The following is a 13,789-nucleotide window of genomic DNA, read 5'->3' as shown; positions in this document are numbered from 1 at the left end:
CCACCTCTTCATGCTTTTTATGTGAGTTACAACAAATTATTCTCCAATTCCTTCATTTCATAGAAAGACCCTTGTTTTTCCATCAATTCTGTAAATGTACCAACTTCCACGACTTTCCCTTCATCCATGACAATGATTTGATCCATTTTTTCCAATCCTGCTAAACGGTGACTAATGAGCACAACGGTGTCATCTGCCGTTTGCCTGAATAAGTGTTCATAGATGGCTTGCTCTGTAACCGCATCTAAAGAGGATGTTGGCTCATCCAATACCCAAAATGAGCCGCCTTTTAACATCGCTCGGGCAATAGCAAGTCGTTGTTTTTCACCGCCGGACAAGTTTTCTCCTCGTTCATACACTTTATCCTCTAAATGAAAATGCTCCAATTGCACAATAGCTAAAATGGATTGTAATTCTTCATCGGTAGCAGTATCATTAGCCAGCAATAAGTTATCGCGAATGGTACCATAAAAGAAATGATTCTCTTGTAAAACAACATTCGCTAATTGCCAAATACTTTCCTCATCCGCATGCGCTAATTCTATTCCATTTATCATGATCCTTCCTTCCTCCGGTGTAACCAAATAAAGCATTAACTGCATAAGCGTTGACTTCCCTGAACCGCTTGCCCCTACGAGTGCTGTTTTTGAACCGCTAGGAAGGTGAACATCTACCTGTTCAACAGCTCGCCGTTCTTCTCCAGTAAATGTAAAGCTAACATTTTCCAATGTGATTTCTGGTGGCTTATTGATCGTTAACGTTTTGGCAACCGAAACGTGCGCCTGTTCCTGTCCGTCTTTTTGCTCCATAATGGAAAATAACCGTTTGGCAGAACGACGACTATCGTTAAAATGAATCGGGAACACAGCCATTGCTGGCGCATCTTCAAACACAGTTAACGTAATCATAATCAGCATAGCAAGAAAAACTCCGTCCAATTCACCTGTCTCAATCAGATAAGCACCTACTGCTAATACGGCTGCTGTTACAAGTAAGGAGACGAATTGATTTAACGACTGATTAAATAACGTCGTCTTTTCTTCTTGTTCTTGCTCCGTAATGTAAGCATCAGAAGCTTGAAGTAACTGCTTTTCTTTATCGTCTAACTGCTGATAAATCTTCAAATCGCGAAATCCGTATAGTAATTCCGTGACCTCTGTAGAAAGAGCCGCTCTTTTCAAGCGTACCTTACTATCAATAGTCCGTTGACGTGCCGCAAAAATAGCTGGTATCACGATCGCAGTGAGTAAAAATCCGCCAAACAAAATTACTGCTGTTTCGATAGAATAAAACATTGTAAAAAAGATGGTACTCATAAATACGAGCGCCAATACAATCGGCGGATACACAACACGTAAAAAGAGATTTTGCAAACTCTCCACGTCACCGACAATACGAGATAGCAAATCCCCACTACGATATTTCTGGAAGATTCCTGGCGCTAATGGCTCTAATTTTTCATAAAAAGCCATCCGCAATTGGCTAAGCATCGTAAACGTACCTCGATGAGATACATATCTCTCACCATAACGACTAAACGCGCGAATAAAGCTTAATAATTTCACAGATGCAATGACAAGCATTAATGTGTAAAAAGGCGGGGCAAATGCTGCTTTTGATATTAAATAACCACTAGCAGAAAATAACAGCACGGCAGCCAAACCAGCAATAAATCCCAATATGATAGAAAGGACGATATCTTTTTTTTCTTTCATCATCATTCGCATGATAGAGGTTAATTCTTTCATCGCTGCAGCCCTCCTCGCTGTATGGTTACCATCTTCCGGTAGCCCTCTGCATGTTGCAGCAGTTGTGCATGCGTTCCTTCAGCAATTAACCGTCCTTGATCAAGGTATAGAATATGATCCGCATCTTTAATCGTGTGCAGGCGGTGTGCAACGGTAATGATAGTTGCTGTTTCCGACAATTTTTGAATGGAAGCCTGAAGAATACGCTCCGTCTTTAAATCAAGCCCAGTCGTCGGCTCATCAAATAAAACAATTGCCGGTTGTTTTAAAAAAGCTCTTGCTAAAGCTAAACGTTGCTTCTCACCACCAGATAGCCCTCTCCCACCTTCACCAACATGGGTATCATATCCATCTTCTAAAGCCATAATCATGTCAGCTAGCCCCGCTTCTTCTGCCGCACGTGTGATGGCTTCCCGTGTTGCTGTTGCCCGACTGCCTATGGCAATATTTTCAGCAATCGTTCCAGCAAATATATACGGATGTTGCGAAATATAACTCAGTTGAGCGAACCAATCGGCTTCCTTGTATGCAGATAATGGATTACCTCCTAGTAATATCTTTCCTGCATCTGGCACGACAATTCCCGCAAGCAAATGCAAAAGCGTTGATTTACCAGACCCTGTTTTTCCTACAATGGCGTTTTTAGATTTGGGAGCAAAAGTCGTACTTATAGGATGTAACGTAAACGCGTCTTCCCCATACTGAAATGTGACTTGCTGCAGTTCTAAACTTTTAGGTCCTGCTGTTTTAGAAAGTGGCTTTTCTCCCCACGTAACAGCAGAACCTTCATTTAACGCTAATTCATCTGCTACTTTTTTAGCTGCGCCCATACTACTTTTCCCATTATGAAATGCCGTGCCTAATTGTCGCAGAGAGGTAAAATATTCTGGTGCCAAAACGAGAACTAGAAATGCAGTAAAAAAAGAAATTCCGTCAAAAACGATCAGCTGTAAGGCCGCTTCTAAAGCAACCAAGCCGATGGCTAGCATCGAAATGAGCTCAAGCATAAACGAAGAAGTGAAGGCTACTTTTAATATCTCCATGGTTGCATCTCGAAATCGTAAACTGCTCGTTTGAATTGCCTTTTTTTGTTGTTTCGCTTTACCAAACAATTTTAACGTAACAAGCCCTTGCAACGTATCCAAAAATCGACCAGAAAAAGCAGCTAGCTCCTCCATTTGCTCTTCCGATTTCTTTTTTGTTTGCATACCAATGATCACCATGAACAACGGAATAAATGGGGAGGTAAACAACATGATGAGGCCAGAATTCACATGTTCCGTAAATACAACAATTAAAATGATGAGAGGAATAACAGACGAGCGAATGACTTGTGGAATATAGCTGCTAAAATAACTGTCCACTTCATCAATCGCATCCATCATAAGACTAACCTTTTGCCCCGATTGTCCTTTTAAAGAAGCTTGGACTGGGTTATTAGCAAAATGGCTCAGCAACTGCTTACGAAAATGGGTTTTCGCCGCTGTACCAAGGCGTATCCCGATCTTTCCACTCAAATAAGGAATGAAGCTTCTAGCTAGTAAAACAAAGAATAATCCTCCTATTAACGGAAGGATTTCTTGAAAACGCCACTCCCGCAAAAAACACCATCAATGATAGTGACGAGTAAATATGCCTGTACAATGATGGCACCGCCCATGAAAAGGGAAAGCAGCAGCAAATAGATCGCACTTTGTTTATTTTCATATAAATAATTCTTTATCTGATTCATGGAGACGCTCCTTCAGCACCTAAATTGTCATTTGTCTAACGATAGAAGAGTATAAAAATTGTTTGCTTTATCGTATAAGAAAAATAAAGGAGGAAAAAACACGAATGCCCAACCGACATATGGTGACGTTATCGTAGCTTCTTCCTTAATTAGTGCATTAACTCACATAATAATTACTATAAACGATTTTCGGATAAAATAGAGCGGAAAGCCATGACAAAAGTATGATAAACTTCAAACAAATATTTGTCCGATTCATTTTTCTAAAAATAAAACGCTTGTCATTTCTTGCTTTATACCATTTAGCGATCTAGTTTTTCTATTGGAAATAAATGTAAACGGTTAGAAAAAATGTTGCGTTATCATTATTAGATTACCTATTGTTGAGAATTTACTTAAGCAAATTAGATTTTCCTCTTTTTGTGCGTGAATTTCTCTACTGTTTCCCAGATATATTGTCTAATTCTTCTGTTTGTCAATTCAGGCGTTTGCGTCCGACTTCCTTCAGCCACGACCTCATGTTAGCAACTTTGTCTTTCGCTAACAGTTCCTTCTACCAAGCCTGTAGTATACTTTTACCACATGCATGGCGCACCCAAAAAGGGGATCCGCACAAGTACTGACTTGCGCAAATCCCCCATTTTTATAATCCTTAGCCAAATGACATCAGCTTTTAGTGCGAACATACATCGCAACGAACAACGGTAAACATCACTTGTCACTACACACAATATCAAGTGTATTGTAGAAAACTGCCAGCATGGCTTACTCGTCGATAACGCGAAACTCTCTAATTTGTGCCCAACTCGTTTGATTTGACCGAACGATGAAACGAATGAAGCGTGTTTCTATCGGTTGATCAAATGTGATAGATATATCTGTTTGCTTTTTATATTCGGCTATTTCCCTCCAGTTCGTCCCGTCTGTCGAGACTTGGATCGCGCCATGTTCAATGATATCGTTAGGCCTTGGCGCAGATCCGGTCGTTGAGCCCATAAATACATCTATTTGCTGAATCACTTTGCTTTCCCCAAGGTCAAGACCGATAAAATCTCCTTTTTTAGGTGGTCCATTGGTCCAATATAATGTATTGATATCGCCATCATTCATATGATCAAGTGTGTAGTTATCGTAAGCATCCATCGTAGAGAAAGGTCCCGCTTCCTCCCGACCGCCAAGCCATAAATCGTTCATTTTAATGGCTTGCTCAATAAAGGGCTCTATGACGCCATAAGCGTATGTTTTTGCATTTGGTATCAAATATGTCCCTTTGTCTGTCGTTATTGTGACAACCGATTCACTTATATTTACTTTCGAGCCGATGAGTGACTGCTTTGCAAGCCAATCTCCATCCCCTGCTGAATGAACGCTGAGCACATAACCGTCATCTGGAATGGATGAGTTGTTTCCTCCCAGCGCGGTAACCTTCCCATCCACGACCGTCACTTCAAACCCCCACTCATTCGTTTGCGTTGTCTCACCGTAATCGGAGGTGTACATGATAAGCTCCGCACTGCCCCTCTCCCGATTTATACCGTCTAGCACTCTTGAAGAGATGCGATCGTCAGCGACGGTGACTTCCGTTAAATCATTTCGGAGTTCTTCTTCTAATGCTGCGCGGTAAGCTTTCGTTTTGTCATGATCTCCACGTTGTTGTGCCATCAGCATATCAACTGCGATCGGACCACTTTCCCCGTAGTGCGCCATTTTATCTAGCCACGGCGCAACTTCTTGCAAAAATCGGTCGTTGTGAAATTGCGTTCTTATATGTTCAGACACGGCCGGCCAAGTCCGTAGCTCTTTTTTAATCGCAGCGCCCTCACTTGTCGCCTCGCCTACCGCAAACTCCTCCCAAAAATCGTCAATGAGCGGCGTAAGTGTAGGCGACTCATCTTCACTGAGCGGTGACGAGCGTGCGTTCTCACTAAAAGCAATGATTTCCTCTACATGATCTCCAGCGAAGGCTTCGATGCTATTCTGCCAGGAACGCTCTGCATGATAATCATCAGGGTTCCACGTATAGTCAGCGACTGTAAACAGTGGGATTTTCGACGCCTCGGCGTGCTCCATCGGGTTCGCTGTTAAACCGATGACGCCGTGCTCTGTCAAATCTGGGTCTCGGCCAGTTAACGGTCCGAGAAAAATTCGGTCACGAGCAAAGTCGGTTACAGGGAAGTTATCCCAAATCAAGAGCTCATGTTGAAAAATGTTTGAAATATGCTCAGCATCTTCCGCAGTGATTGTGTCCGTCGTTACGCCAATGCCTGTCCAGTATACGAGGAGGTCCGGATGAACGAGCTCCGCGAACTGCTCGCGATATGGTGACGTCCCCTCTTCATAATACTCGGTTGGTACAGTAATCAATGGACTTGCGCCTTTATGCGTTTCAACAAACTCTTGCTGAAAGCGATTAAGCACATGCGCCTGTGCAGCAGCGGCCGGACTAGGGCTTGCGCCAAACTGTTCTCGATCTGTCTCACAATTCAACTCTTGAAAAATGTCATCAAATAATATAGCAAAGTCGGTTACGCCGATCTCCCACATCATTTGTGCTTTATCCATGAGCCTTTGAAAATCTTCTTCACTCGAATAGCACATGTCCAATCCAGGCGAGATCGTAAAGACGAAGTCTACATGCTGTGAAGAGGCTTCATTCACCAGTTCTTCTAACTCCGCCAATTTTTCTTCTGGATATGGGACCCGCCATTTGTCACGGTGATAAGGATCATCTTTCGGTGCATACACATACGTATTCATCTTTTGTTCCCCATAAAAGCGCATTTGATCTAAACGCTTTTCATGAGACCAAGGCTCACCATAGAAACCTTCAATTGTCCCCCGCATAGGCATTACTGGCCAATCTTGAATGGCTACTCCCGGCACCCAATCCCTTCCTGAACGGTGCTCGATCAGCTGCCTAAAGGATTGCGCCGCATAAAACGTACCTCTGTCATCTTTGCCAGCAAGAATGATCATTTTCTGACCATCCGCATTTTTTCCTGACACAAGAACGTACCCTTCCCTCTCCAATTGTTCAAGCGCTTTAACGTCCAGCTCGCGAAGCGCTTCATTTACTAATGAAGCCTCCCCAATCTCACCAACCCAAATGGTTACGGGCGCGCGCGGAGGCGATTCATTAGGACCTGTTTGCACAATTTTTTTGACATCACTGTCGTGTAAAATCTGTTCAACTTCAGCGAGTGCACTTTCATCCACACCATCATCGACTACAAGACCAACGACTGGGGGCAGTGGGAATCCGTCTCCCCTTATGTCAAGGTGGTGTGGCGTTGGCGAAACTTGTATTTCTTCCTCCGCTGATACTTCTGGATATTGAATACACTAATGATGCACAACATGACGATACTGAAGCTGATGAAGTACCCTTGCAAGCAACTTTGTTTACAGTTGTTTTGATTGTTTATGATCATCACATCCTCTCCTTATCCTCTTTCGCATGCTCATTCATTTTGTTCGATTTTTTTAAATATTCTTCCTTCTTTTTGTAAACAAATGGCACTTTAGACATCATGCCCACTGTGCTCTAAATGGATAAAAGGTGCTACATCATCATGGAAATGGGCTCATTTTACTGTAGATTTACCCTTGTCATGGCAACCTTGAATCGAAAGCAAGCGACTTATCTGTACCTACAAAAGTAGACAGTCCGTATTGACAATTCCAAAATCCTTCGTTGCCGGAATTGGCGACTGTTCATTTGCAAAAAAGCAAGGTGACACCGCATAAAGGCTCCACATTCACAAAGTTTCAGATAGGAAGAAGCTCGTCTTTTGCTACGCTTAGAACGTAAAAAAAGACCAAAAGACGCCAATAGGTCATATCGACAGCACGATACACCTATTGGCGTTGATAAAAGCTATTTTTGTCCCTGCCGCGCTTATGCTTCAACAGTTGCGCCCCATTGTTGAACAAGAACTATCGTCAAAGAAAACTTTATGATTTATTCCTTAAAAGAACTTCAAAATCTTTAACATGGACCGCATTCCCTGTCACTTGAATATTGTATTGCTCATTGTTTCTAGCAACCTGTACTTTAACCCGACCATCTTTTTGAATTTCTTGTCCTTGCTCCACGATCAGATTTAGAGGGTCTTCAAAAGTGTCACCTTTTATGTATTTAGCAAAATATGCTCCCATGACTCCGGAAGCTGTACCGGTTACAGCATCTTCAATCGTCCCTGAGTATGGTGAAGAAAAATGTCTGGCATGCATATCAGCCACGGAATCAAATGTTTCCATACAAAATGGATGAACAGATGATTTCGGCATCTCCTGCAAAATCGCAGGGAAAAGCTTATTCCGAGGTGTCATTCTCTCAAAAGCAGCAATGCCTTTAATGGGAACTAATAAAGTCCAAGTACCTGTGCTGCCATACAATATTGGTAATTCACTCTCAATATCGCCCTCGTGTAACCCCATTGAATGAGCTAGTTCCTTCTTTGAGCCATTAAATTCTTTAAATTCTGGTGCAGCCTGTTGCATTGTAATAGATAGATCGCCATCAAGAGATTTTATTTTTATAGGTAGAACTCCCGCCCTCGTTTCAACGGTCAAATCCGTTTGATGACCTAGCAGCCCTTTCGTTTTTAAAGCATAGACCGTTGCCATAGTAGCATGACCACATAAATTCATTTCATGTCCTGGTGTAAAGAAACGTATTCTAACATCAGCTACATCAGATTTAACAGAAAAAGCGGTTTCGTTAAACCCGACTTCGTAAGCGATCTCTTGCATCTCTTGATCAGATAATTGATCGCCGTTTAAAACGACCCCAGCTGGATTTCCTTGATTAGGCACTCTACTAAAGGCATCGTAATGATGAACCATTATAGCTTTCATATGATTTCCCCCAATTATTTAATCAACTGGCCTCATTTGTTGAATGATAGTCGCAGCCTTCGCAAATCAGCAGCTAGCTGTACTCAGTCCAGCAACATTCAACCTTAGGTATAAAATAAGGAGAATTGCTCCTCCGCTCTCTTCACGCCGCTCCGGTGTATTTCAGTAAAAATAATTCCAACCCAAGAACTTTATCTATTTTTCCGGTTTTCATCTGAACATCTAATCTTCCCATATCACTAAGCATTGACGGAAAATCAGCCTGAGCTTTTTTTAATTGACCTGAAATTACTTTCACACGATAAGGGTGCATTTTCAATCGTTTAGCGACTTGGCTTTGTCCATATCCTTTTCTTAACAGCTCATTCACTTGTAACATCGCCCGAGCTTGACTTGCCAATAATAACAATAGCTTGATCGGCTCTTCCTTTTGTCGTAAGAGATCATGATAACGTTGAATTGCACCGGTCGCGTTTTTTTGTAGCAAATCATCCATGAGAGCAAACAAGTTTTGGTCAAGTGTACGCGGGACAAGGTTTTCCACCATTTCCAAGCTAATTTGCTCACCACCATATAACGACAGCTTTCTAATTTCCTCACGAAGCATGCGTAATGAAGGACCAATGCGATTTAACAAAGCGTTCCTTGCTCCTGGATCGATGAGGGAACCTTCTTTTTTTGCTGTCTGCTCGATCCATTGATAAAGCTCGTCTTCCCGTAATGGAGATGCTTCCTTAATCGTTCCGAGCTTCTTCAGTTGTTTAACAAGCTTTTTACGTTCATCTAACTTTGCATATCCAGCTCGGAAAATGAGAACTGTATACGGTGAAGGGTTGTTTATGTATTGGGTCAAAGCATCAAGATCATGGTCCGGTGCCCCCTTTGGCTTAAGCGACGTTAAGAAAAAAGGATGCTTTAGCAATATTACTTTTTGCTCATTCATCAGTGGAAGTGTCTCAGCATCTTCAAGAGCTGTCTGGATAGGGGTCTCCTCTAGATCAAATACGGAGAGGTCAAAAGGAGAGGGATCATTTCCTATCGTTGCTTGAAGAATTGCGTCCTCGTATTCGTCTAACAAAAATGACTCTTCACCAAAGAGTACATTAATATTTGCGTTTGCCTTCGCCAATATGATCACGTCCTATGAATAACTACTGTTATCGTAGCAGTAGAATGGAAAAAATCTAGATATACGGAAGGGATATTTGACGTGTAAACACCCCTTCCTTTATTTAAACATTCCACATGAAGGCCTAGGAAACTTCATTGGGAATGATTACGCCAACAGCTAGCTGTGCTTATAATATAACCGTCGCTTCACTTGATTATGGGTGTTAAGTCCTGTCAATTGAGGAGAAAAAGGATTGGGCATAGATTTTCAGGAGAACTTCTTATATACTACCGTTAAGGAGGTTGCCTCAATGAATGAATTTGAAAAAGATGTTCAAACGAAACGAAATGATGCAGTGGACTCCGGTGTAGGATTTGTAGTTTCATTTGCATTTTTCTCTTTGATTTTCTTCATCGGAGTTCTCGTTGACGTCATTGGATCGTAAGTGAGCGAAAAAAGCAGCGTAAGCTGCTTTTTTCATTGTTTAAACCGCTATCAAAACCTTATGTCTGATTTATCGTATGTCATGATGATGAAAAGGTGCGTGCTTGCTAATTAAAATTAAAAATGAGGGTTCCATGCAAGTCTGTCCTCCACACTGATATTCCTAGATGTCTCAGCCGCTCTAACACTTCTTCATGCGGGTGATTAAATCGATTATTCCTCCCAGCAGAAATGACTGCCCATTGTGGAGAAACGGCTTCAAGAAAAGACGCGGATGATGATGTACGACTACCATGATGGGCAATTTTCAAAACATCTGCTTTCAGATTCTGTGCCTTCAGTTCTTCTTCTCTTTCCTCCTCAATATCACCTGTAAACAGCCACGTTCTGTTTCCTAGAACCGCTTTAATAACAAGCGATTGATTGTTTTCACTGAAATGTTCGTTCTTGGACGGTATGAGTAAAAACGCCGTATCAAAATGGGTAAACCTTCTGTTCTTTTCAACGATTGTTACGATTGCCTGCTGAGCTGTCGCTTCTTTTTTTAGCATCTCGATTAACTCGCCTTCCTCACTTTTCCCTTGAGGAATAATGAGTTGCTTTGTACTAATTTGCTGTAAAATCGCCTTCATGCCCCCTGCATGATCTAAATCACTATGAGACAGGATTGCAGCATCAAGCTGACGTATTCCCCGGCTTCTTAAATAAGGAACAACAATTTGCTCCCCGGGATCGAACGTCTCTGAAAAACTTCCACCAGCATCAATCAAAAGAACTCCTTGTCGATAAGGAAGCTCAATGACAATACTGTCCCCTTGACCAACATCGAGGATAGCAACCCGGCCATTTGCAGATAACTCCCATTGAAAATAGTGTACAGTTAATAAAATGATTAAAGGGGCACTATATAGCAATCCTCTTCTAACAAAACCATATCGCTCTATAGCTTGAAAAGCATACGTTACCGCAAAAAACTCTATGACCGCAAGCCAAAGAGGTGGTTTACCAAACAACAAGACACCGTCGTAGAGGACATCTCCCATCTGCAACAAGCCATGAGCCAAGTCAATGATATACAAAGCTGCCTGAGCCAGCCACAAAGAAAGCGGCAGCGGAAGAAAGCTTACAAAAAAAATAATGACACTTGCTGGTAACATGACGACCGTATATAGCGGGACAAACAATATATTCCACAAAGGACTCAAAAGAGAAATTTCATAAAAATGAAATAATAAAATAGGTAATCCTGATAATTGAGCTATAGTAGCAATCGCGAACGACTGTAAAGCCCAATGGGAGGGCAGCTTCTTTAACAGAGGGAGAGAAAAAAGAAGGCTGTAAGTGACTGTGAAGGATAATTGAAAGGCAACATCTTTAATCATATATGGATTCCACAAAACCATAGCAAGAAAAGCAATGGTTACACCATCCACACTAGTTAACCGTTTTCGAAAAAATAGTAGCCATAAGATAACGATCTCTGCTTTTAAAACCGCTCGAATAACCGGGGGCTCGGCACCAGTGAAAAATGCATAAACAGGCAAGATAAACAGTAACCATTTGAGGCTTGTTTCCCTCGTCAAGAACAACGTTAAACTTATAAAAAACAGTGCGCTCATCACTCCCACATGGAGTCCTGAAATGGACAACAAATGACTAATACTATAACGGTTGTACATTTGCTGGATTTCAGGAGATAGCGATGATCGATCACCATACAAAAGCGCTTTTGCATACGGATAAAATCGAGCCGGAACATGCTCTTCTAGATGCCTCATCCCCTTTTCACGAAGCTGATAAAAAAGCCAGGAAACTGACAAATAGGGTGGTGGCTCACAGAGTGGCATTTCATCAGATATGAATTCCCAATGTATTTTTTGGTCATATAAATAGGTTTTATAATCGAATGCATTAGGTACTGTTCTCGGCATTGGCTGTCTGAGAGTCCCGCGCACCGTACACTGCTCGCCTCTTTGAATGACACGAGCATTCGTTTGATTTAATACAACTTGTACACGTTCAGCAAATTCCTCACTTTTTAGAACAAATCGAACGTTGTCATTCTTTTCCTGAACATCAGAAACCACTACACCTGTCAGCTTCTGAACGTCTGGTTCGATGATTGTCTGGTTGCTTTCATCTACGATATAAGCCCACCCTGCAAAAGCGACAGCAACAAAAGCCACGGCTAAGCATAGGTTTCTTTTGAACATCGTTCGCTTCCATTGCACGTAGAAGGCAGAAATAAAAACACATCCAGTAATAAACCACCCGGTAGAAAATCCCTCCAACGCCCACCACGTGCTTAAGAGCACAACAAACCCTAATAAAGGCATCAAGGGGCTGAGTCGCCTTCCAAATGTCGGATGATTTTTTCAAACGTTACCTCCCCAATGCCATCCACCTCTAATAGTTCCTCCGTCGTATGAAAAGAGCCATTCTTTTCTCGATACTGTAAGATCGCACCTGCTTTTTTAGGCCCAATCCCAGGCCATGACTCAATTGTTGCCTGATCAGACGTGTTTAGCTCGTTTAAAACAGGATCATAGCTTTGTACCTCAGGTTGAGAGGCTTGGCCTTCCTGGCTTAGTTTTACAGGGACAACGACGACATGTTCGTCCTGAAGACGCATCGCAAGATTCAATGTGCTCGTATCAGCATTGCTAGTTAAACCACCTGCCATCTCAATGGCATCTTTTACACGCTGGTCCGCTGACATGACGTAAACACCTGGCTCCACCACACCCCCTTTTATATCTACATAGACACGGGAGCCTGAGTGACCTTGTTCGTTTGCAGCTTTTTCTGCTTGTGCGTTTTGTTGATCTTCCTCTAAAAAAGGGCTAGATGGCGTTACCGGAATAGCACTGTTTGTTTTAAACCAAATCACGCCTAATAAGACTACAATAAGACACACGACCCACGTCATGTGCTTTCTTTGCAAGTTCACGTCGATCGATCACCTCAATCATGTATAGTTGACGAGCAAAACGCATATGGTGATTGTGTAAGCGCCGCATCGGAATGTGAGAGTCGTCGTAAAAGAGGAGGGGCTGCGATGAAGCTAGGATTTATAGGTACAGGAAATATGGGAAGTGCCCTTGTGCAAGCTTTTGTCGAGGGAAACGCCGTCTGGCCAGAGGATGTACACGTCTATAATCGAACTCCCGAAAAGCGCTTCGGTTAAAGGAACGGATACGCGGGATTCACGTTGAATCTCAGGCAATTGATACTGTAAGAAAAACAGATATTCATTTTATTTGTGTTAAGCCGTTAGATATTATTCCTGTCATTCAAAGCATTAAACCTGCACTAAGGAATAATTCAATTTTAGTTTCGATTACAAGTCCAGTCACAACAGAGGAAATTGAATCAATTGTGTCGTGTCACGTTGCACGTGTTATTCCGAGTATTACAAATCGCGCACGGTCTGGGCTTTCACTCGTTACCTTTGGAAAGTCGTGCACTGAAGCAGCAAAGGAAAAGCTTCTGCGCCTGCAACAAACGATTTCTCAGCCAATGCAAATCAACGATGATATTACCCGGGTCGCGTCTGACATTGCATGCTGCGGACCAGCATTTATCAGCTTTCTGCTCCAAAAAATGAATGATGCCGCCGTTGATACAACGTCCATTTCTAAAGAAGAAGCCGTAGCGCTATCGAGTGGAATGCTGATCGGTATGGGGAAGTTACTTGAAGAGAATGTGTATACGTTAGAGACACTTCAGGAAAAGGTGACCGTGCAAGGTGGGATTACTGGCGTTGGGTTAGAAGCATTAGAGGAAGGTGTTGGAGAGATGTTTCATCATATGTTCAGACGAACACATGAAAAATACAATCAAGAAAGGAAGCATATTGAACAGCAAAAAGTGAAATGAGTGGGCTTGCTCTAT

At 42.2% G+C, this 13,789-nt stretch carries 10 protein-coding genes and 1 pseudogene; 3 read left to right on the top strand and 8 right to left on the bottom strand.

The window, feature by feature from the left end; genetic code table 11:
- Nucleotides 1–26: 26 nt before the first annotated feature.
- The 4 genes from cydC to G4V62_RS00390 all read right to left on the bottom strand — a co-directional run bounded on the left by cydC (nucleotide 27) and on the right by G4V62_RS00390 (nucleotide 6,732).
- On the bottom strand, nucleotides 27–1,748 hold the full coding sequence (cydC, locus tag G4V62_RS00400; RefSeq protein WP_165198811.1) for a thiol reductant ABC exporter subunit CydC: 1,722 nt from the start codon (nucleotides 1,746–1,748) through the stop codon (nucleotides 27–29).
- Complete coding sequence (gene cydD, locus G4V62_RS00395; RefSeq protein ID WP_312855396.1) at nucleotides 1,745–3,349, bottom strand: thiol reductant ABC exporter subunit CydD; 1,605 nt, start codon at nucleotides 3,347–3,349, stop codon at nucleotides 1,745–1,747. The genes cydC and cydD overlap by 4 nt, the downstream gene beginning before the upstream one ends.
- Nucleotides 3,313–3,480 (bottom strand): hypothetical protein, encoded by a 168-nt coding sequence (locus G4V62_RS20485; RefSeq protein WP_312855395.1) that lies wholly within the window; start codon nucleotides 3,478–3,480, stop codon nucleotides 3,313–3,315. The genes cydD and G4V62_RS20485 overlap by 37 nt, the downstream gene beginning before the upstream one ends.
- A 765-nt stretch (nucleotides 3,481–4,245) precedes the next feature.
- Nucleotides 4,246–6,732 (bottom strand): glycoside hydrolase family 84 protein, encoded by a 2,487-nt coding sequence (locus G4V62_RS00390; protein ID WP_246218185.1) that lies wholly within the window; start codon nucleotides 6,730–6,732, stop codon nucleotides 4,246–4,248.
- Between the two features lie 38 nt (nucleotides 6,733–6,770).
- Here G4V62_RS00390 and G4V62_RS00385 point away from each other — a divergent pair, with 38 nt between their 5' ends.
- Complete coding sequence (locus G4V62_RS00385) at nucleotides 6,771–6,989, top strand: hypothetical protein (RefSeq protein WP_165198809.1); 219 nt, start codon at nucleotides 6,771–6,773, stop codon at nucleotides 6,987–6,989.
- Between the two features lie 445 nt (nucleotides 6,990–7,434).
- Here the strand turns inward: G4V62_RS00385 and G4V62_RS00380 are convergent, their stop codons facing one another.
- Nucleotides 7,435–8,340, bottom strand: coding sequence for a PhzF family protein (locus tag G4V62_RS00380; protein WP_165198808.1), 906 nt, complete (start codon nucleotides 8,338–8,340; stop codon nucleotides 7,435–7,437).
- Nucleotides 8,341–8,482: 142 nt separating this feature from the next.
- On the bottom strand, nucleotides 8,483–9,469 hold the full coding sequence (holA, locus tag G4V62_RS00375) for a DNA polymerase III subunit delta (RefSeq protein WP_165198807.1): 987 nt from the start codon (nucleotides 9,467–9,469) through the stop codon (nucleotides 8,483–8,485).
- 292 nt (nucleotides 9,470–9,761) lie between these two features.
- On the opposite strand from holA, the gene G4V62_RS00370 reads away from it, so the two are divergent.
- Complete coding sequence (locus tag G4V62_RS00370) at nucleotides 9,762–9,896, top strand: YqzM family protein (RefSeq protein ID WP_165198806.1); 135 nt, start codon at nucleotides 9,762–9,764, stop codon at nucleotides 9,894–9,896.
- 106 nt (nucleotides 9,897–10,002) lie between these two features.
- On the opposite strand, the gene G4V62_RS00365 is transcribed toward G4V62_RS00370, so the two are convergent.
- Nucleotides 10,003–12,231: a DNA internalization-related competence protein ComEC/Rec2 gene (locus G4V62_RS00365; RefSeq protein WP_246218184.1), complete on the bottom strand. Its 2,229-nt coding sequence runs from the start codon at nucleotides 12,229–12,231 to the stop codon at nucleotides 10,003–10,005.
- On the bottom strand, nucleotides 12,231–12,845 hold the full coding sequence (locus G4V62_RS00360) for a helix-hairpin-helix domain-containing protein (protein ID WP_165198804.1): 615 nt from the start codon (nucleotides 12,843–12,845) through the stop codon (nucleotides 12,231–12,233). The genes G4V62_RS00365 and G4V62_RS00360 overlap by 1 nt, the downstream gene beginning before the upstream one ends.
- A gap of 108 nt (nucleotides 12,846–12,953) precedes the next feature.
- Here G4V62_RS00360 and comER point away from each other — a divergent pair.
- Nucleotides 12,954–13,774: pseudogene (gene comER / locus G4V62_RS00355) on the top strand (late competence protein ComER).
- The last annotated feature ends 15 nt before the right edge of the window (nucleotides 13,775–13,789 follow it).

The organism is Litoribacterium kuwaitense (genome assembly GCF_011058155.1).
In the GTDB taxonomy this organism is placed as follows: Bacteria; Bacillota; Bacilli; order Bacillales; family DSM-28697; genus Litoribacterium; species Litoribacterium kuwaitense.
Note: the sequence above shows the minus strand (reverse complement) of the source record. Positions and strands in the feature narration are given on the sequence as shown.